Raw genomic sequence first — 21437 nt, 5'->3', positions numbered from 1 at the left:
AAAAAGGATAATAAAATGACTGCTACTTTTGATCCAAGATCTAATATGGTGTTTTGTCGAAAATATCAGCAAAACTTGCCAAAAATGCAAAAGCCTCCCTTTCCAAATAAATTAGGTGAGGAACTTCAAAACACGGTATCCAAAAAGGCATGGGATGAATGGCTTGAGCATCAAACTATGTTAATTAATGAGAACCATCTCAGTATGATAGATCCTGAAGCTAAGATATTTCTTAAAGAGCAAAGAGAGAAGTTCTTAGACAATACTGATTATGAGCGCCCCCAAGGCTGGACTCCTGTAAATAAATAATACGGCTTAGTTTTATTCACTACCAACAATATGAGTCAGTATGAATTAGAAAAGGCTTGTTAGTATAATTACTAACAAGCCTTTTCTAATTCATACCAATTGCAATATTCTTATCGCAAGCATTAATCGTCATCTTTGCGAGCGGCAATATTCTCAGAAGCTTGTTGAACTGCTTGCTCAACTGTTAAAAAATCGGTATGCCGGATATCTTTACCACTTGTACAATAAATGACTAACTCTCCAATATTGCGCGCATGATCGCCTACTCGCTCCAAAGCACGCAAAACCCACAAAATGTTAATGACTTTAGATACATGTCGACTGTCTTCCATAACATAGGTCATTAAAGATCGACTAGCAGACTGATACTCCAGATTAACCCCTTCATCACTTTGTAAAACGGATAATGCCTGCTCAGGATCCATTCTTCCAAACGCGTCTAAAGCATCCAGTAACATCAAACGCACTTGATTAGACAAGTGTTGAACTTCTGAATAACCTCTGGGTGCGGGTGCGGCACCATCTTTTATTAATTGACGCGCCATACGGGCAATTTTGGAAGCTTCATCACCGACACGCTCTAGATCAACCACTCCTTTTGCTAAGGCCATAACTAAGCGTAAGTCAATCGCAGTTGGCTGTCTCTTTGCCACCAATAAAATAATCAGTTCATCAATTTTTATTTCCATCTGATTAATCAGGGTATCGTCTTGAATTACCTTATTGGCTACCTCATCGTTGCTGTCTATTAAGGCATGAGTAGCCTTGGTAACTTGCTCACTAACCAAGCGACCCATTTCCATAAATAAATCGATTGAATGCTGTAAATCTTTATTATAACTTTTAGATGAGTGCTTTTCGCCAAGTATCATAGTCACTTTCCTTGATAATATTTTTATTATCTTGATAATGCACTTATTATTTATGTCTAATCCAAACTCATATATTTTAATTTTTTATTATTGGCTACTGTAAAATAACAATGCCAGATTTGCACTTATTTATGCAACTATCTGGCATTATTTACCACACACTAGTATAAGTTTGTATCAATAACCAGTAAACAACTAGCCATAACGACCAGTAATATAGTCCTCTGTCGCTTTTTGCGATGGATTAGTGAATACTTGATCAGTTTCGCCCATTTCAACCATATCACCCAAATACATATAAGCGGTATAATCAGATACACGGGCTGCTTGCTGCATGTTATGCGTTACGATTGCAATGGTGTAATCATGCTTTAAGTCTTCAATCAGATCTTCAATAGCACCTGTCGAGATTGGATCAAGCGCTGAGGTTGGCTCATCAAGTAATAATACCTCAGGCTTAGTGGCTACAGCACGTGCGATACATAAACGCTGCTGCTGCCCCCCTGATAATGATAACCCAGATGCTCTAAGCTTGTCTTTTACCTCAGGCCATAAAGCAGATTTTTTAAGCGCCCACTCTACCCGTTCTTCTAGATCTGATTTGCTTAACTTTTCATATAAGCGCACACCAAACGCAACATTATCGTAAATTGACATTGGAAATGGCGTTGGCTTTTGAAATACCATACCTATACGGGCACGCAGTAGGTTAACATCGACATCTTTTGCTAAAATATTTTTTCCGTCAAGATTAATTTTACCCTCAGCACGCATACCAGGGTACAAGTCGTACATGCGATTAAAAGTGCGTAACAAAGTTGACTTACCACAACCAGATGGACCAATAAAAGCCGTGACATTTCTTTCAGGAATATCAATATTAATGTCTTTAAGCGCTTTAAAATTACCATAATAGAAATCTAAATCACGTATTTGCATTTTTGCTGGCGGCATATTAGCTGGCAAATCAGCAATTGTTTGCTTAGTAAACGTTGCAGTATCAGGTTGCTCTTGCTGATTACCCGTTTGCATCGGCTTTTCTAAAATGCTGGTATCGTTACCGGTACTTGCTTTAGTTTTTTCAGTCACTGGTTTTTTCTCTAACGTGTCAGTCATGACGGTACCCTTTAATATCTTTTTAAAAGTGATTATCTATAGTAAGAGTGCTAGTTTATTTATCGAGTTTTGTTTTTTTCTCTGCCGATAATACGAGCAATAATGTTCAGACCTAATACTGAAAAGGTAATTAACAAAGCGCCTGCCCATGCAATCATATTTTGAGTATCATCTGGTGCTGCAGCAAATTGATAAATGGTCATAGGTAAGTTGGCCATTGCACTACTCATATCCCAACTAAAAAATCGATTGTTCAATGCAGTAAATAGTAAAGGTGCAGTCTCACCTGTAATACGTGCGAAACCTAAAAGAATACCTGTGATTAGACCTGTCTTAGCAGCACTCATCGTAACAGAGGTTACTACCTTCCACTTAGGCGCACCTAGGGCATAGGAAGCTTCACGAAGCTGGTTGGGGACGAGATTAAGCATCGTTTCAGTACTACGCACCACAACGGGGATGATAATAAGTGATAATGCAACAGCACCTGCCCACCCCGAGAAGCTGCGATTATTTACCATTAATGTAAAAATAAACAAACCAATAACAATAGAAGGTGCTGATAGCAGGATATCGTTTATAAAGCGTGTCGCTTTGCCAAGCCATGAGCCTTGAGAAAACTCTGCTAAATAAATACCCGCTAATAAACCGACTGGTGCGCCTATAACTAGACCAGTACCAGCAATCATAAACGAGCCGACAATCGCATTTCGTAGACCACCAATTGAATTTGGGGGTGGTGTATCAGCGGTAAAGATAGGCATCGTAATCATAGCCTCCATACCGTTACGTAGTAGGTCAAACAAGATCCAACCTAGCCAGATTAAGCCAAATGCCATAGCACACATCGCAAAAACAAGACCGATGACATTGTACATTTTGCGTTTTGAATACAGCGACTTATTCATACGTTGCTCAAAGCTGATTGAGCTTGCTGAATTCTTTGACACTGATGTTGAACCTAGATTTGTTGTCATAATATACTTCCTGCCAAGTAACTATTATTATCTGCTATTCTCTGCCAATTATCCGAAAACCACTTACTAATACCCTATAAGTTAGTTACCCGCCTTTTTATCAATTCGTGACAACATTATTTTAGATATTGATAAAACAACAAAGGTTATAACAAATAGAATCAAGCCTAAATGCAGTAATGTGGCAACATGCATTTCACTTGAGGCTTCGGCAAATTCATTAGCAATGGATGATGTAATCGTTACCCCTGAGCCAAATAAATTAGAGTTAATATTATAGGTGTTACCAACCAAGAAAGTGACCGCCATTGTTTCACCGAGGGCACGGCCCAAGCCAAGGATAATACCGCCAACAACACCTGCCTTAGTATAAGGTAAAATAATTTTATACATCACTTCCCAAGTGGTTGCGCCTGCACCGTATGCCGACTCTTTTAATAATTCTGGCACAACTGAAAAAACATCACGCATGGTTGCCGCAATAAACGGGATAATCATGATTGCTAAAATTAAAGAAGCAGTAAAGACACCAATCCCTAATGGCGGTCCACCAAACAGGCTGCCTATCATAGGTATAGGACCAAAATATTCAATTATGAATGGCTGAACGTATTTGGCAAATAAAGGGGCCAATACAAAAAAGCCCCACATCCCATAAATAATTGAAGGAATACCTGCTAAAAGCTCAATAGCAATACCCAGTGGCCTGCGTAGGAATGCAGGGCAAAGCTCTGTCAAGAAAATAGCAATACCAAAACTTACGGGCACAGCGATTAAAATTGCTATAACCGATGTGACTATCGTACCGTAAATAGGCGCTAAGGCACCATATTCATCATTTACTGTACTCCAATCTGAGCTGGTATAAAATCCAAAACCAAATTCTTTGATACTTGGCCAAGCACCAATAACCAGCGATATCATGATACCGCCCAAAGATATCAATACTAGCCATGCAAAGAACTTTGTCAAGTTAACAAAAAAGAAGTCATTTCTTTTTTGTTTTGCTAGTTGAGCGTGTAAGTCAGACATTGTAACCCCAACGTATTTTTATTTTTTAGGATAATACTTTCTTGCCATTTATAAGATTAAAAAGGCAAGCAAATGAACTTTCATTTACTTGCCCATTGTTTAAATAATCGTTAACGGTAACAAGCTAAAGATTATTTTGGCGTGTAAACTGGTTTGCCATCAGTACCAACTACTTGCTTCCACTCTTCTTTAAACAACGCAACCGCTTCATCTGGGAATGGTACATAGTCTAGGTCTAAAGCAGCTTGATCACCTTCGTTATATGCCCAGTTAAAGAAGTTAAGAACACCAGCAACTTTCTCTGGGTTTTGTGGGTTTTTATGAACTAGAATGAACGTTGCAGCAGCAATCGGCCATGCATTTTCAGTTTCAGAATTAGCGATAACTTTATAGAAACCTTCAGCTTTCGACCAATCAACATTACCAGATTCAGCAAATGATTCAGCCGAAGGTAGAACGGTATTACCTGCAGCGTTGACCATAGCAGCATAAGACATATCGTTCTGTTTAGCATAAGCATACTCAACATAACCAATTGAGTTAGGGGCCTGTTCAACCATACCCGCTACGCCTTCGTTACCTTTTCCGCCAACGCCAGTACCTAATTTATCAGTTGGCCATTCGACACTCTTATCAACGCCCACAGCAGACCAATCTCCTGAAACTTCGTTTAAATAATAAGTGAAGTTAAAAGTAGTGCCTGAACCGTCAGAACGATGAACCGTGGTAATTTTAGAATCAGGGAGTTTGAGACCTTCATTTAATGCAACAATTGCAGGATCATTCCATTTAGTGATTTTACCTAAGTAGATATCAGCAAGCACTTTACCACTCAATACAAGTTTACCTGGCTCTACACCTTCAACGTTAACAACTGGTACAACACCACCGATTACTGTTGGGAACTGAATCAAACCCGCTTCTGTTAATTCTTCTGGCTTAAGTGGTTTGTCTGAAGCACCAAAGTCTACAGTATTAGCTTTAATTTGTTTAACACCACCAGACGAACCAATAGAGTTATAATTTACTTGGCCTCCAGTTGCACTTTGGAAGTCAGCAGACCACTTTTGATAAATAGGCGCTGGGAATGAAGCACCAGCACCACTGACGTTCATTTCTACGCCTTCTATATCTTTATAGCGTTCCGTGCTACCAGTGGCTGACGAACCAGTAGTATTCTCAGCCGGTACTGTAGTCTCAGTAGTGTTTGCTTGTGTTTCACCAGTTGTTGCAGTGTCATCAGTTTTTTTATCGCAAGCAGCTAAGGTTAATACACTTGCTACTGCTACTGCCAATAATGAATAACGCATGGTCTCTCCTGAAGAGTTAATTAGTTATGAATATGATAATTGTTATAAGTAATGGGACTAAAAACACATCTACGAATGACTGGTATTAGGATCATATATTGTCATTAAACAATAATTAATGAACGCACTGTTAATAACAGTATTCTTCTATGCCCTATTGATATTGAGCACATTTTGACGCTTTAATATGACAGTTTGATGAAATGAAGCGTTTTTTGTTAAAACCTTGTAACCAAAGTTAATGACATTAAAAAATGCCAAGAAAGATTGAGAAAACATTAATAGCTTAAAACATTTTATATAATAATTTTTAGTTGGCTCAAAAGCACCGCTAAACCTTATTCAACTAAGGGTTCTGTGGGCTCAAATCTAGCTTTTGATATAGTAAATGTGGGTTAATAATTGGGTATTAAGCTTGTTTTCAGTGTAACATTATATAAATATTTTGATGGTAAAGAAGCGGGTTCATCTGTCTTCTATTTCACGCGCAGATTTAAACATGTGCGTATCCACCAGCGTCTATCTTCACAGTAACAAATGATACACGATACAAACTCCTAAGACATAAAAGGTCATTACTTTTAATATAGGCTACACTGTCAGAAAATTAGTTCAAAACAAATTAGTTCAAAATAAGTTATAATCGTACTTCGCTGTTTTACTGTTTGTTATTCTAAACTCAAAATATTCTTAGGAATGTTTCGTCTAAATATTAACAGATAAAAGGCTATACCCATGAAGAAACTTCTCAAGCCATTCGCTGTTGCGTCAGCCATTTTGCTCAGTATTCCTGCAAATGCGGGACTGGCCTCTTGGTACGGACCTGGCTTCCATGGCAAAAGAACGGCGTCAGGGGCAATATATAACATGTATTCGATGACTGCTGCACATAAATCTCTGCCTTTTGGTTCTAAAGTAAAAGTGACTAACCTGAAAAATAAAAAGTCCGTTGTTGTAAAGATTAATGACCGTGGTCCATTTACACCAGGCCGAGTCATTGACTTATCGAAAAAAGCAAATCTCGCCCTCAAATGTAATTTATGTAAAGTAAGCGTTGAGGTACTTAGTCATGGAGATGGCAAATATCGTAAAGAGTAAAAAAGTAAAAAAAAATAGGTAATCAGCTAAATTAAGCGAATGAATCTCCGACTTAAGCCTTTTAATCCACCTCTATTCTTCATTACTGCATACCATTAGGTATTTCGATAAAACTTTGCTAGTATAGTATTGCTATAATATCGACTCGGGGTGCGATTAAATCAATTATTAGCGTTTCACTAATAATTGATTTAATCGCTGAGACATTACCCGTTGAACCTGATACGGTTAATACCGTCGTAGGAAAGTCACCTTAAACTTCCTTAATTTCTGTTAGATAGTTATAATTTTATCCCCACTAGCCTCTACACCAATGAGAGTCAGGTTAAGCTATAATAGGGGTTAGTTATTATTAACTAGCAATATTAAGGGTGTGTGCACTGTCAGCCGAGTCGTTTTTATTTGACTGTTTCAACAGTAATTTGGCACTTGCCAATAATAATAGAAATAGGACTACGCCATGACCATGCAATCTACCATAGCCGCTAATGATAACCCTATAAAAGATAAGACGATTAAAACGCCTGCCCATCGCTCTTCAAAAGATGCCCGCTTTGATGAAGAGGCACGCGATCTAACTCGCAATCTGCCTGCCTCAAAAAAAGTTTATATCGAAGGATCGCGTCCCGATATCCAAGTACCTATGCGTGAGATTACGCTTACGGATACGCCTACTGGTGGTTTCGGCCTTGAGAATGGTGAGAAAAATCCACCTTTTTATGTGTATGACACCTCAGGGGCCTATACCGATCCGAATGTAGATATTGACTTAACGAAGGGATTGCCTAAACTTCGAGAAGGCTGGATTGAAGAGCGCGGTGATACTGAGATTTTAGAGGGCCTATCCAGTCGTTATGGCCGTGAGCGGGCCAGCGATATTAAGACAGCTAACCTCCGATTTTCCCATATTGATAAACCACGCCGTGCTAAAGCTGGGCGCAATGTTACTCAAATGCACTATGCACGTCAGGGTATTATTACGCCTGAGATGGAATATATCGCCATTCGTGAAACCCAAAAGCAGCATGAACTCACTGACATGCGTCAACATGAAGGTGAAACTTTTGGGGCTAATACGCCTAAAATCATCACACCAGAATTTGTGCGTGATGAGGTAGCAGCAGGCCGCGCCATTATTCCTAATAATATTAACCACCCTGAATCTGAGCCAATGATTATCGGACGTAACTTCTTGGTTAAAATTAATGCGAACATTGGTAACTCGGCGCTTAGCTCAAACATTGATGAAGAAGTCGCAAAAATGACTTGGGCAACACGTTGGGGTGGCGATACCATCATGGATTTGTCAACGGGCAAACATATTCATGAAACCCGTGAATGGATTATCCGAAACTCCCCCGTGCCTATTGGCACCGTACCTATTTATCAAGCATTAGAAAAAGTAGACGGTGTTGCTGAGGATCTAACGTGGGAGATATTCCGCGATACACTTATTGAGCAAGCCGAGCAAGGTGTGGATTACTTTACGATTCATGCGGGCGTACTACTTCGCTATGTACCCTTGACGGCTAAACGCTTAACTGGGATTGTGTCTCGTGGTGGCTCTATTATGGCGCAGTGGTGTCTTGCGCATCATAAAGAAAGTTTCTTGTATACGCATTTTGAAGATATTTGCGAAATCATGAAACAGTATGATGTGGCATTTAGTTTAGGCGATGGTCTTCGTCCTGGCTGTATTCAAGACGCAAATGATGATGCGCAATTTGGTGAACTGCGTACGCTTGGCGAGCTGACTCAAGTGGCGTGGAAACATGATGTACAGGTTATGATTGAGGGCCCAGGCCATGTTGCCATGAACCGTATTAAAGAGAATATGGATCTGCAACTTGAAATTTGTCATGAAGCGCCTTTCTACACGCTTGGACCATTAACCACCGATATTGCCCCTGGTTATGACCACATTACTAGTGCAATCGGAGCCGCCATGATTGGTTGGTTTGGTACGGCAATGCTTTGCTATGTTACCCCAAAAGAGCATTTAGGCTTACCAAATAAGAAGGACGTTAAAGATGGCATCATTACTTACAAAATTGCCGCCCATGCAGCCGACTTAGCTAAAGGTCACCCAGGCGCTCAGGCTCGAGACAATGCGTTGTCTAAAGCCCGATTTGAGTTCCGCTGGGATGATCAGTTCAATTTAGCTTTGGACCCAGATACAGCTCGTGAATACCATGATGAGACGTTACCTAAAGACGCGCATAAATCGGCACATTTTTGCTCAATGTGTGGGCCTAAGTTCTGTTCAATGAAAATCACTCAAAATGTACGTGAATATGCTGCTGGTCTAAAAAAACCTGTAACGCCAAGCTCTGGTGACCTGAAAGATGAAGCCCATCTGATAAAAGAGGTAGATACGGAGCTAGTAGGTCAAGTTGGTGAAGCTAGTTTTGAAGAGGTTCAAAAAGGGATGGAAGAGATGACGAAAAAGTATCATACAGAGGGCCGTCAGCTTTATAAAGAAGTTTAACGGTTGATCCCACTTAAGCATATGACCTTTGTCAAACTAAGGTATAAACCAAAAAAGCTTGAATCTTCAGATTCAAGCTTTTTTGCAATAGGTTATGGTTAAACACAAATATAGTTGAAAGAATATACAGTTAAAAAAACTTAAATTGCTGTGCTTAGTTTTAAAAAAACCACTTGAGTTCAAATTAAACTTTAGATGCGGTATATATTTTTTCAATTGAAGCATTTATCGTGTCTGAGAACTCTTGATCTGTCTGACCTTTAGATAATCCTTCGGTAAAAGCACGGGAGAAGCTGGCAATCATACCTGGGTTTTGTTTTAAACGATCACACGCTTCATCTCGGCTATATCCGCCCGAAAGTGCCACAACTTTAAGTACTTTTGGATGATCAACCAACTCTTTATAAAAACCTGCTTCTTCAGGTAAAGTCAGCTTTAACATGATTTGTTGGTCATCCTCTAAACGTTCAAGATTACGTAAAATCTCTTTTTTCAATAACACTTCGCTTTGCAGTTTTTTATCGCTTTTAATATTTACTTCTGGCTCAACTATTGGCATAAAGCCTTCAGATAAAATCTGTTTAGCCACATCAAATTGTTGTTGTACCACTTTTTCGATACCACTTTGTGAGTCGGTATGTATTACTGAACGCATTTTAGTACCAAAAATAGGATAGTTTTTAGCTTTCTCTAACAGCGTACTTAGGGTAGGAATAGGTTTCATAAGCTGAACCCCATCCATCTCTTCAGCCAACCCTTTATCTACCTTTAAAAACGGTACGATATTTTTTTCTTCCCAAAGATAGTTTGCAGTTGGCTTACCGTTGACTTCACGATCCATCGTATCCTCGAACAAAATAGCACCGAGTACACGCTGACTATCGAAACACTCACAAGTCATGATACGTGTACGCATTTCATGAACTTTAGCAAACATCTGGTCATCATTTTCGTATTCATTTTCTTCCACACCATACATACGTAACGCTTTCGGTGTACTACCCCCACTTTGATCCAACGCAGCAATGAAACCAGTGTCATTTTTTATTCTTTCTAGTTGTTTTTGATAACTCATAATGTTTTCCTATAATTAAAAGGAGAGTAATTAAAATACAAAAAATTTAATACTATTTTTGATTGGCTAGCTAATGCGAATTTTTCTTTTGCTAAATTTAACACATGTTGATGACAAATTCTCTATTCTACTTGTTAGGATGTGCCTTCATTTAAATTATGAAGGTCATAATGGGATACATTATCATCAAGCACGCATGCTTTCGAAGAAAGTAGTGTCATGTTAGCTACAGAGCAGACACTATTTAGACGTTGTTAACCCGTAAAATGTACATTACTTCAAATGAGCACAAGCCATAATACACATTAATTTAAACAAAATGACTGTGTTAAACTTGGTAAATATGGCTTACTAAATATTGTAGCACTTATCACTTACTCAACAGTAACAGACTTAGCCAAGTTACGAGGTTGATCGACATCGGTGCCCCTCATAATAGCCACATGATACGATAAAAACTGTACAGGTATGCTATAAACTATGGGTGCCAGTGGTTCGTATACATCGGGTACGTTAATTACGTGTAAGCGATCGTCACTTTCTATCTTGCTAGATTCGCCTGCAAAAACAAATAGCTCACCATGTCGAGCATGCACTTCTTGCATATTGGCCTTCAACTTATCAAGCATACTGTCTTTTGGAGCAAGTACGACAATAGGCATATCTTTATCAACTAGAGCTAATGGGCCATGTTTCAACTCACCTGCCGCATATCCCTCAGCATGTATATATGAGATCTCTTTCAGTTTCAAGGCACCCTCTAAAGCAATTGGAAACTGCACACCACGCCCTAAGAATATGGTACTCTTTTTATTCTCAAATTTCTCACTCAACAGCTCAATGGATTGGTCTAATGCCAAGCTACTGTGTAATTGACCTTGCAGATTATGTAACTCTGTAATCATTTTAGAGATTTCAGCCTGCTCAATACGATTCTGTACTTTACCTAATTTAAGAACCAATAGCATTAATGCTGCCAATTGGGTTGTAAAGGCTTTAGTCGAGGCAACACCAATTTCTACGCCAGCGAGCGTCGGTAAAAATATATCGGTTTCGCGTACCAACGAAGAGGTAGCCACATTACAAAGTGCAAGGCTTACCAGACCTTTGACTTTACCTTCTTTTACACGGCGTTGAATGTCACGTAACGCCGAAAGTGTATCTGCAGTTTCGCCAGATTGTGAAATACACACCATCAAAGTATCATCTACAACAACAGGATTGCGATAGCGGAATTCGCTGGCTACCTCAACAGAACAAGGGATACGAGTAAGATTCTCAAACCAGTACTTAGCCACCATACCTGCATGATAGCTAGTTCCACAGGCCAGTACTTGGATATAACGCACATTCTTCAATTGCTCTTCATGACGAGCTAAAAACTCAACCTTAAGATCATCAGCGTCCACTCCCATCTCAATAGTTCGAGCCACAGCATCAGGTTGCTCATAAATTTCTTTAAGCATATAATGCTTAAATTCGCCCTTATCAGCATTATGTTGCTTAGCGTCAAGCTCTTTTACTGGGCGTGATACCGGTTTGCCATCAGCAAATACACTAATGATATCGCGCGTAATCAAGGCAATATCGCCTTCTTCAAGATACATAAAACGATTTGTAACGGGGAGTAGCGCCAATTGATCTGAGGCAATGAAATTTTCTCCGATACCCACACCAATAACCAAAGGTGAACCCAACCGCACCGTTATTAAAGTATCTGGCTCATCAACATGTAATACACCGAGTGCAAAGGCACCTTCTAAACGTGGTATAACTTTTTCTACGGCTTGAAACAAATTGTTGGTTTGTTTATAAGCATCAGCAACTAAATGAGCGACTACTTCTGTGTCTGTTTGAGAGGTAAAAATATAGCCTTTATCAAGTAGCTCTTGTTTTAATTCAGCGTAGTTTTCTACAATACCATTATGTACAACAGCAACTTTACCAGAGACATGAGGATGGGCATTACATTGTGCTGGCTCGCCGTGCGTTGCCCACCGAGTATGTGCAATACCTGTTTTGCCCTCGAAAAAGTCAGGGTTTTTATCTACTGCCTTGACCAGCTCATTTACCTTCCCCACTTGACGCTCACGATGTAGCTCAGAATTACGAATCACGGTCAGACCAGCTGAGTCATAACCTCGGTATTCAAGCCTCTTTAAGCCTTCTAATAAAATATGAGAGATATTACGCTCAGCAACAGCACCTACTATTCCACACATAACGAGTCCTTAATATTTTTTTGTAAATAATTACCAATACAATAACATGCCAATGTGCCTATGCGCATTATACTATTTCTTCTTTTCAGGACGTTGATAGTTGTCTTTTTGTACTTGACGACCTCTGGCAATAGCAAGCGCATTATCCTCTACATCTTTTGTAATCACAGAGCCTGCACCAATGGTCACAGTATGACCTATAGTAAGCGGAGCAACCAAACAGGAGTTTGTACCGATAAAACTATTGTCGCCTATTGTTGTCTTATATTTATTAATCCCATCATAGTTGCAGGTTATCACGCCAGCACCAACATTCACGCCAGCACCAACTTGTGCGTCACCGATATAGCTCAGATGATTAACTTTGCTTCCCTTGCCAACTTGGGACTTTTTAATCTCAACAAAATTACCTAAGCGTGCCTTATCGTCAACTATTGTTCCTGGGCGAAGATGAGCAAAAGGACCAATACTTACGTCATTACCGATTATCGCTTCATCAATGACACAGTTAGGCTTAACAGAAACATTGTCTGCTAACGTGCTATTTTTAATAACACAACCTGCTTGAATAGTGACATTATTGCCTAGAATAACTCTACCTTCAAAAATTACATTGATATCGACAAACACATCTGTGCCAACTGTGATACTACCTCGTACATCAACCCTATTCGGATCAGCAAATTGAACGCCCTGTATTTGCAAATCTGCCACTAGCTTTGCTTGAAAGCGGCGTTCTAGCTCCGAGAGCTGTTGGCGATTATTCACACCTTCAATTTCAAATTCATGCTCAGGTTCAATAGCTGTTATGGCGATACCGTCTGCAACTGCCATTTTTACAATATCTGTCAAATAATACTCTTCTTGGGCGTTATCATTTGATAGATTTGGGAGATATTTATGTAGTAGAGTATTATCCACACAATAGATACCACTATTAATCTCACGTATTTCTTGTTCTTCTTCACTGGCATCTTTTTGTTCCACAATGGCAATGATATTACCTTGAGAATTACGCTTGATACGACCAAGCCCGAAGGGGTCGCTTACCGTTAAGGTCAACATAGAAACGCCATCTTGATTGGCTTCTTTAAGCTTAGTCAGTGTCTTTGCAGTGACAAGCGGTACATCCCCGTATAGGATAAGGCTCTTGCCCTCATTTGGTAATTCATCTAAAGCCACTTTAACAGCATGACCTGTACCCAGTTGTTCGGCTTGCTCTACCCAAGTCAGCGGATAATCAGACATTGCGGACTTCACTTGATCACCACCGAAGCCATACACGACAATTGTCTTATCAACATTTATACTTTGACAGGTGTCTAAAACATGCGCTAATAATGGTTTATTTGCCAACGTTTGCAAAACTTTAGGCTTTGCTGACTGCATACGCGTTCCTTTGCCAGCAGCAAGTACTATAGTGGTAAGAGAATTTTTCATAATTATAAGTCTATTAGTTAAATTACATTTTTAAGTTATAAAAGACAAAAGACGATTCAGTTGTATCAGGAGTAGGTCATATCAAGAGTTATAAATTACCCACATCACGGTAACTAATAATATTCAAAAAAATCAGGCGGGATTAAAACTCATCACTAATGCGACAATCATAAGCCAAGCTACCATTGCCATGATACCTGCTAGAATATCATCTAGCATGATACCTAGCCCCCCGCTAACCTTTATGTCCACCCATTTAATCGGGTTTGGCTTAATAATATCGAAAAATCTAAATAGCCCAAATGCCAACGCCATACCCGACCAATAAAGCGTACTCGTTAGCTGTTGCGGCATATAAGTAATGATAAAGGCCATGGGTATAAGAGTAAACCAAATCCCCACCCATTCATCCCACACAATATGCGGGTCGTCATGAACATTCATAATTGTTGAAGTACGATGACAAATCCATACGCCTATAAGGCTGGCCGCAATTACAATATATACAAATGCTAGAAACCCTAGCGACATAATAGGAATAGCAACAATTAAACCGGCTAATGTTCCCCATGTGCCAGGAGCACGCTTGGGAAGACCACTGCCGAAACCAATACCAAGTAGATACACCATCTTATTAAAAAGACTAGCGTCATGTGGCAAAGGAGGACAAACATTTGCTTTGCGGATATCAGGTTTTTGATGGGAAAGGTCTGGAGATGATTCAGGATTTGAAGGATTATTATTCATGAAGTGAATACCAAACTGCAATAGCAGACTTTTATAGAAGCTTAACTAACTAGCACGATGGATACTATTATGTTTTTATAATAATGAAGTGACATTAATAACACATAGAATAATAGCATATGGGATTTAGTCAAAAATGTTGAAACCCTTTTAACTCAGGTAATGATTTGAACGGATAAGGACTGTTTTCAGTAACCATACTGCCACGATAAACCATATGTATATTTGTCTTACTATCTACGACAGTATTATGGGCCACTACTTCACCGATACAGGTAACTTTCATATTTAAGTCTTTACTTAAGTCAATACTCAACCCACTAGGCTGTGACTCATTGACAGGTAAAGTAAAAGCCAGCTCGTAGTCATCTCCGCCCGTCAGCTGGCAACGAAGCCTTTCTAGGAGCTCAACCTGCTGTAGAGGATCGCTACTAGGTAAGTGCTCTAAATTAAGCCGCATCGCAACCTTACTTTGCTGACAAATATGATTTAAATCTTGTGCTAGCCCATCTGACACATCAATCATAGAGGTAACGTTGCCTAATTTAGCTAAAGCCTGACCAAGATGTATGCGCGGCGTAGGCATGTGCAAACGGTGTGCTAATTGCTGACCTATAGCTCTGTGTGGATGATTAAGCGCATAACAGGCATCACCTAATGTTCCTGAGACATACACTTTATCGCCTACTTTAGCCCCATTTCGATAAATAGGCCGAGTACCGTTTTCTATAATGCCATTGGCAGTCACACTCAACACTAACTTATCATGTCGTGTGGTATCGCCCCCTATTAAGCGTACATCAAACTGACGGCAAGCATGATGTAAGCCTTTGGCGAACGTACGTAGCCATTCTTCATTTGCCAAACGTTTAGGTAGCGTTAAAGCTAATAACAAACTATGAGGCTTTGCACCCATGGCCGCAATATCTGAAACATTCACTGCCACTGCTTTATAACCGATAGAAAAGGCTAACTCATTAATTTGATTCCAGTCATCACTAAAATGGCGACCTTGAACCAGAGTATCTATACAGGTAACCATCTGGCTATTTTCTGAGAACCCAACTACCGCAGCATCATCACCTATGCTTTTAATAATAGAAGCAGAAGATGTGCTAGAGGAAGACGGTTTGTCTTCCTCTAATTTAAAATAACGATATATCAAATCAAATTCAGTCACTTGAATATCAATCGCCAGCTTTACTTTGTGTCACAGACTTTCGGCCAATTCTTGGTTTTGAAACATTTTTAAGGGTTTCAGCATGATTTTCTTCTGGTTTAACTGGCTCAGAACCTAAGTTAGGCTTAGCATTTGCATCCAAAGATGCTTTATTATGAGCCGCTTTCTCGGCGACTTTATCTTTATGCTCGGTATCTGCTTCAACCTCTAAAGTGCGTAATTCAGCCGCTAGCTTATCCATTACAGCATTAATTAATTTATGAGCATCCGTTGCTCCAAAATGCGTATTGAGTTTCATTGCCTCATCCAGCACTACTTTGTAAGGAATATGCAAACTATATTTAAGCTCGTATGCACCAATCAATAATACCGCATGTTCAACCATATCTATTTGATTAATATGTCGGTCAAGATGTTGAGAAATTAATACCTCAAGTTCCTCAATCTGCTCAGGAATATCACGCATCATTTCATGATAGTAACCTAAGTGCACAGTGTGCATGGCATTATTTGCTCTTGTACGTGCCGCAATATCGTGCGGGGCATTTGATTGCCACTCGCCGTGCCCTGTTTGCTCAAAACGATGGTCCGTCATCAACCATTCATACAAGCCCTGTAACGCAAAACGGCGGGCTTTGCGCACGGCAGTATGGCTCGTTTTATAGCTTGATTCTTTAATGTCGAATTGATTGCTGTCAGCTTTTACCGGATTCTGCTTACTCATGGATGGATGCTCTTAAAGATGGATGCTATTACTTGAAATTATCTTGTGCTAAAAGACTGAAGGCTTTTAAAGATCTTCTGAAAAATTACCTATGACTAAATCAAGGCATTTATTATAAAAAGTGTTGATTATAAAAGGCATGTTGACAACCGCCGATAATCCCGACGATTGCTCTATATTTTGTTAATATACATAATACTATGGTCCACTATAACAATTTGATTAATAGCACCCCATTAATCGTCATCATCGTCAGTGCCATATTCATAATCTGCTTCAATTTGAGACAATACAGCGATCATTTCAAGCGCTACCATAGCTGCCTCAGCACCTTTATTACCTGCTTTTGTGCCCGCCCGCTCAATGGCTTGTTCGATACTATCTGTCGTCAAGATGCCGTTAATAACCGGAATATTATAATCCATCGCCACGCTATTAAGGCCGTTAGCAGACGTACCAGCCACATATTCAAAGTGGGGTGTACTGCCTCGAATGACGGCACCAAGGGCGACAATAGCATCAAATTTATCTGACTCAGCAGCACGCTGCGCTGCTAACGGTAATTCAAATGCGCCTGGCACTCTAATGACACTAATATTACTGCCCAATACACCGTGGCGTAATAAAGCATCAATAGCACCTTCAACTAACGACTCTACGACAAATGCATTAAAGCGTCCCACAACAATACCAATACGGGCATGACTGTTTTGATGCAAATGGCCCTCAATGTGAGTGATGTCATCTCTTTCTTTCTGTAAGTCCTGCATAAAAAATCCTAGATAAAACCAATAGGGGTTTAAAGACAAAAGTTATAAATTTAGCGCTTATCATATGGCTAAGTTTAGTATCGCTATGATAACATTTTTTAGTATTTATTATTATTCTAGTATGTATTATTAACTGACATCACTATCTTTATAACATCAAACTTAAAAACCATTTAACGCCTCATGCTATGTGATCATCTACAGCAAATCTATATCAGCCTCATTTCAATGCCTTGACCAGTCATAAACTGCTTAGCCTCAGTAATTGTATATTCCCCAAAATGGAAGATACTGGCTGCTAGCACTGCATCGGCACCACCTTCAAGAACACCGTCTGCCAAATGTTGCAAGGTACCCACACCACCCGAGGCAATAACTGGCACATTTACCCTGTCAGTTATCGCTTTCATCAGCTGTAAGTCGTAGCCTTTTTTAGTACCATCACCATCCATTGAGGTAACCAGTAACTCGCCGGCACCAAGCTCAGCCATCTTTTCGGACCAAGCCACGGCATCAATGCCGGTAGGCTTACGGCCTCCATGGGTAAATATCTCCCATCTGGGCATACCATCGACATCGTCGACACGTTTAGCATCAATTGCCACAACAATACATTGACTACCAAACTTTTCTGCTGCTTCGCCAACAAACTCCGGTGTAAACACGGCAGCTGAATTTATCGCTACTTTGTCGGCACCAGCATTTAGCAAGTTACGAATGTCCTCAATTTTACGTACTCCACCGCCCACTGTCAGCGGTACAAACACTGTTTCTGCAATACGTTCAACCATATCGTAAGTCGTATCACGACCATGATGAGTGGCGGTAATGTCTAAAAAAGTAATCTCATCGGCTCCTTGCTCATTATAACGACGAGCCACTTCTACAGGGTCGCCAGCATCTTTAATATCAACAAACTGCACCCCCTTTACCACACGCCCATTATCTACATCTAAACATGGAATGATTCGTTTCGCTAACATGCGTTTGTCCTATTGAGTTATGCTTATTGTTTCATCGCGGTTAATTTAAGCGCTGTCATTATGCTATATACCATTGTTGCATTTTAGCAAAATTCATAGCCGATTTTATGCTAATCTGAGATAACACTTTTATTTATTATCTAAGAAATTTCAACAAAACTGGTTTTATAAAATTGCGAATATTGGCATGGTCAGCCAATAACCTTTTTTGCATGCGTCCATTTCATTCAAGCTCGTTCTTTTCTGGATTTAATTATGACTTCACACACTTGGCTATTCTATTTTCTAACGGTGCTAATATTAACCGCATCACCTGGACCAAGCACACTGGTGTGTATGACAAAAAGCATTGGTTTTGGATTACGCGCAGGCGTTGTTACCGCATTAGGTAGTCTAACAGCCATTACGATTATAATGACATTGTCATTTACTGGACTTGGCGTTATTGTGGCTTCATCTGAGATTATTTTTAATATCATTAAATGGTTTGGCGCAGGGTATCTAGTTTATCTTGGTTTGAAGGCGCTTTTGTCTACTCAAACAACCTATGAGATTGGCCAAAGCCACACGCTATCAGACTCTTTAGCGATGTCAAACAAACGTCATGTGAGGTCATCTTATAAACTTTATTTGAATGGTTTCCTTGTGGGGGCCAGCAATCCTAAAGCAATTGTATTTTTTACGGCACTCTTCCCACAATTTATCAATCCAAATGCCAATATGCTACAACAATATTTGGCGTTTGCCACCACCTTTGTTTTATTAGAGTTATTCTGGCTATTAACCTATGCCTATATGGGCGCAAAGTCCTCGAAATGGATCATGAAATCTGGACGTGCCACTTTTTTTAATCGACTAACTGGTGGTGTGTTTATAGGTGCAGGTTTGTTGCTATCAACATCAAATAGGACATAATTCAGATCCATTACTTAGGCTATTCCTATCGATGACTACCTTGTAGCGATCTATTGAAGTCCTCTAAAATTAACAAGACTATCTGGCCTTCTCCTACCTCGCCTCTTTAATAATTGCCCTATCTAAAACATAGAGCGTCCTTAGGCCTGTTTTTCACTCCGCTTCTACTTATTCCACTGCCTTATTAATGACGAGTGGTGATAGCGATTACTCTCAAGACCGCACCACAGAAACTTATTCCTGAGCTGGTAGATTTATACCAAAAGGGTAAATTTCCGTTTGATAAACTCGTTAAATTCTACGAGTTTAATGATATTAACCAAGCGGCTAAAGACAGTGAAAATAGCATCACGTTAAAGCCTATTATTAAGATTGCTTGTCATTAAGTAAAATTCATTAAGTAAAATAGAGCTAATTTTAAAAAAATTAATTAGCCGCTTAGCTGGAATTATCAAGCACCACTTATGTCAAGGTACAACGATCGAGTGTGATGTATACGGCTCATGCACTACGCTCGATTTTTATCGTGTTTATATTAGGGTAAGCTAAGTATACGTTGAAGTATAGAAGATATGCGTGGTTTTTAGATAAAAAGCTTTTAGGTTAAGAAATAAGTATAGGAAAATAGTTATAGGAAAGTAGGTATATAACAGCCATTTGGCGGCGCTTAACGCCTAGAACTCCATTAATTTGGCTCATCATAACAAGACAGCATATTAAAAGAACGCATGACTCAATATGCCAATGATCCTGTAAATATTAATACATTAGATATCTGTTGCTTTATTTTCGGTATAATAAGTGTATAGAGTGCCTTGTTGTGCGAATAAACTTATTTAAAAAAACCAATTAAGAGAACCACATGTCTGTTTATACTCATCTGTCAGAAGACCAATTTACTGCTTTTTGCCAAGCTTTTGGCGTGTCATTTAGCAAGGCTATTCCCATCACTCAAGGGGTAAAAAACTCCAATTGGTTTATCCAGACGACCGAAGATGACGAGGGTGAATACTCTTATGTCTTTACCTTATTCGAAGAGCGCCCACCAGCAGACATCGAAAAAATGGCCTCTATTTTAAATATCTTAAAGACGCAACTACCTGTAGCGGCACCACTGGCTAAAAAAAGTGTTAAAGCAAACGCAGATAACGAGTATTTAATTCATTATGAAAATAAAGCCATTACACTTGTGCCTTGCCTCTCTGGGACGCATCCTAAAAAGACCACAGCCCATATGTGTCATACGATGGGTAAGGCTTTGGCAAAGCTACATGATACGCTGCAAAGCTTAACGCCAGCAGAAGACTATGGTGTACCTTTATACCCTTGGGATAAAGTCCGAGATCGTGAAATGCAGTTTATGCCTTCTGATGAAGCACAGCTTATGCGCGCTATTTGGGAAGGCTATGAAGCACTACCGTTAGATAGCTTGCCTAAAGGGTTATGCCATTTAGATATGTTTGCCGATAACACCTTATGGAACTTAGGTAATGACCAAGAGACTTTAACAGGTCTTCTTGACTTCACTGAGGTCAGTATCGAGCATTATGTCATGGATATTGCCATTACCATTAATGACTTCTGTACTACTTGGGGAGATGCAGGAGATGGCGAATCCGTCAATTTCGATACGCAAAAAATGTACGCTTTTATTGAAGGCTATGAAACCATACGCTCGTTAAGTGAAAATGAAAAACAAGCGTTACCCATCATGTTAGCGATGGCAGCCGTTACCTTTTGGCTGCTGCGCCTCAATGTCATTTACTACAATCGTGAGCAAGGTCGAACTGGCGATAATATCATGGTAAAAAATCCCGATCTAATGAAGCGCTTAGCCGCTTATCATTGGAGCGAGGTTGAAAAATTACGCAGTAATCAACAGACTGTTTATGTCTTAGAGCATGCCCGCTTTAAAAATGATAACAGAGAAAACGACGTTGAGGATTTTAAGCTCATTGGGGTATTCGCTAATGAAGCTGAAGCACAGTCAGCAATTGAACAACTAAAAGACAAACCCGGCTTCAAAGATTACCCCAATGGATTTCATATTGATGCCTATCCAGTGGGACACATTAATTGGGCCTCTGGCTTTGGCGATGTCTAGGAAATTCAACTCAAAACTGACACATTAATTTTTTGAATGTTTCACGTGAAACACGTCGTCTGAATGCAACTAACA

Annotated in this window: 18 protein-coding genes, 1 pseudogene and 1 riboswitch; of the genes and pseudogenes, 6 read left to right on the top strand and 13 right to left on the bottom strand. The window is 39.6% G+C overall.

The window, feature by feature from the left end; translation table 11 throughout:
- Positions 1 to 15 precede the first annotated feature (15 nt).
- On the top strand, positions 16 to 309 hold the full coding sequence (locus AC2SLL_RS03205; protein WP_486530238.1) for an oxidative damage protection protein: 294 nt from the start codon (positions 16 to 18) through the stop codon (positions 307 to 309).
- Positions 310 to 431: 122 nt separating this feature from the next.
- On the opposite strand, the gene phoU is transcribed toward AC2SLL_RS03205, so the two are convergent.
- From phoU to pstS, 5 genes are all read right to left on the bottom strand, one after another.
- Positions 432 to 1181, bottom strand: coding sequence for a phosphate signaling complex protein PhoU (gene phoU, locus AC2SLL_RS03200; protein WP_486530237.1), 750 nt, complete (start codon positions 1179 to 1181; stop codon positions 432 to 434).
- Positions 1182 to 1376: 195 nt separating this feature from the next.
- Positions 1377 to 2297, bottom strand: a complete 921-nt coding sequence (gene pstB, locus AC2SLL_RS03195) for a phosphate ABC transporter ATP-binding protein PstB (RefSeq protein ID WP_486530236.1) — start codon at positions 2295 to 2297, stop codon at positions 1377 to 1379.
- 59 nt (positions 2298 to 2356) lie between these two features.
- A complete protein-coding gene (gene pstA, locus AC2SLL_RS03190; RefSeq protein ID WP_486530235.1) occupies positions 2357 to 3274 on the bottom strand; it encodes a phosphate ABC transporter permease PstA in 918 nt (305 codons plus the stop codon).
- 81 nt (positions 3275 to 3355) lie between these two features.
- Positions 3356 to 4306 (bottom strand): phosphate ABC transporter permease subunit PstC, encoded by a 951-nt coding sequence (gene pstC / locus AC2SLL_RS03185; protein ID WP_486530234.1) that lies wholly within the window; start codon positions 4304 to 4306, stop codon positions 3356 to 3358.
- Between the two features lie 131 nt (positions 4307 to 4437).
- Complete coding sequence (gene pstS / locus AC2SLL_RS03180) at positions 4438 to 5616, bottom strand: phosphate ABC transporter substrate-binding protein PstS (protein ID WP_486530233.1); 1179 nt, start codon at positions 5614 to 5616, stop codon at positions 4438 to 4440.
- A 735-nt stretch (positions 5617 to 6351) separates the two neighbouring features.
- On the opposite strand from pstS, the gene AC2SLL_RS03175 reads away from it, so the two are divergent.
- Positions 6352 to 6714: a septal ring lytic transglycosylase RlpA family protein gene (locus AC2SLL_RS03175; protein ID WP_486530232.1), complete on the top strand. Its 363-nt coding sequence runs from the start codon at positions 6352 to 6354 to the stop codon at positions 6712 to 6714.
- A gap of 136 nt (positions 6715 to 6850) precedes the next feature.
- A riboswitch (TPP riboswitch) is annotated at positions 6851 to 6977 on the top strand.
- Between the two features lie 197 nt (positions 6978 to 7174).
- Positions 7175 to 9202, top strand: coding sequence for a phosphomethylpyrimidine synthase ThiC (thiC, locus tag AC2SLL_RS03170; protein ID WP_486530231.1), 2028 nt, complete (start codon positions 7175 to 7177; stop codon positions 9200 to 9202).
- Between the two features lie 184 nt (positions 9203 to 9386).
- Here the strand turns inward: thiC and AC2SLL_RS03165 are convergent, their stop codons facing one another.
- The 8 genes from AC2SLL_RS03165 to hisF form a co-directional block, all read right to left on the bottom strand.
- Complete coding sequence (locus tag AC2SLL_RS03165) at positions 9387 to 10277, bottom strand: fructose bisphosphate aldolase (RefSeq protein ID WP_486530230.1); 891 nt, start codon at positions 10275 to 10277, stop codon at positions 9387 to 9389.
- A 374-nt stretch (positions 10278 to 10651) separates the two neighbouring features.
- A complete protein-coding gene (gene glmS / locus AC2SLL_RS03160; protein ID WP_486530229.1) occupies positions 10652 to 12499 on the bottom strand; it encodes a glutamine--fructose-6-phosphate transaminase (isomerizing) in 1848 nt (615 codons plus the stop codon).
- A gap of 72 nt (positions 12500 to 12571) precedes the next feature.
- A complete protein-coding gene (gene glmU, locus AC2SLL_RS03155) occupies positions 12572 to 13939 on the bottom strand; it encodes a bifunctional UDP-N-acetylglucosamine diphosphorylase/glucosamine-1-phosphate N-acetyltransferase GlmU (protein ID WP_486530228.1) in 1368 nt (455 codons plus the stop codon).
- A gap of 132 nt (positions 13940 to 14071) precedes the next feature.
- Positions 14072 to 14686 carry a phosphatidylglycerophosphatase A family protein gene (locus AC2SLL_RS03150; protein ID WP_486530227.1) on the bottom strand — a complete coding sequence of 205 codons (615 nt, stop codon included), beginning with the start codon at positions 14684 to 14686 and terminating at the stop codon, positions 14072 to 14074.
- Positions 14687 to 14816: 130 nt separating this feature from the next.
- Positions 14817 to 15866: a thiamine-phosphate kinase gene (thiL, locus tag AC2SLL_RS03145; RefSeq protein ID WP_486530226.1), complete on the bottom strand. Its 1050-nt coding sequence runs from the start codon at positions 15864 to 15866 to the stop codon at positions 14817 to 14819.
- A 7-nt stretch (positions 15867 to 15873) separates the two neighbouring features.
- Positions 15874 to 16590: a transcription antitermination factor NusB gene (gene nusB, locus AC2SLL_RS03140; protein WP_486530225.1), complete on the bottom strand. Its 717-nt coding sequence runs from the start codon at positions 16588 to 16590 to the stop codon at positions 15874 to 15876.
- A gap of 236 nt (positions 16591 to 16826) precedes the next feature.
- Positions 16827 to 17360 carry a 6,7-dimethyl-8-ribityllumazine synthase gene (gene ribH / locus AC2SLL_RS03135; RefSeq protein WP_486530224.1) on the bottom strand — a complete coding sequence of 178 codons (534 nt, stop codon included), beginning with the start codon at positions 17358 to 17360 and terminating at the stop codon, positions 16827 to 16829.
- A 209-nt stretch (positions 17361 to 17569) separates the two neighbouring features.
- Positions 17570 to 18343, bottom strand: a complete 774-nt coding sequence (hisF, locus tag AC2SLL_RS03130; protein ID WP_486530223.1) for an imidazole glycerol phosphate synthase subunit HisF — start codon at positions 18341 to 18343, stop codon at positions 17570 to 17572.
- A gap of 255 nt (positions 18344 to 18598) precedes the next feature.
- On the opposite strand from hisF, the gene AC2SLL_RS03125 reads away from it, so the two are divergent.
- The 3 genes and pseudogenes from AC2SLL_RS03125 to AC2SLL_RS03115 all read left to right on the top strand — a co-directional run bounded on the left by AC2SLL_RS03125 (position 18599) and on the right by AC2SLL_RS03115 (position 21362).
- Positions 18599 to 19258 carry a LysE family translocator gene (locus AC2SLL_RS03125; protein WP_486530222.1) on the top strand — a complete coding sequence of 220 codons (660 nt, stop codon included), beginning with the start codon at positions 18599 to 18601 and terminating at the stop codon, positions 19256 to 19258.
- Between the two features lie 221 nt (positions 19259 to 19479).
- A pseudogene (locus tag AC2SLL_RS03120) lies at positions 19480 to 19644 on the top strand (NAD(P)-dependent alcohol dehydrogenase); the annotation flags it as partial.
- A 476-nt stretch (positions 19645 to 20120) separates the two neighbouring features.
- Positions 20121 to 21362: a homoserine kinase gene (locus AC2SLL_RS03115; RefSeq protein WP_486530221.1), complete on the top strand. Its 1242-nt coding sequence runs from the start codon at positions 20121 to 20123 to the stop codon at positions 21360 to 21362.
- Positions 21363 to 21437: the final 75 nt, after the last annotated feature.

It is taken from the genome of Psychrobacter sp. CX97 (assembly GCF_057396285.1).
Note: the sequence above shows the minus strand (reverse complement) of the source record. Positions and strands in the feature narration are given on the sequence as shown.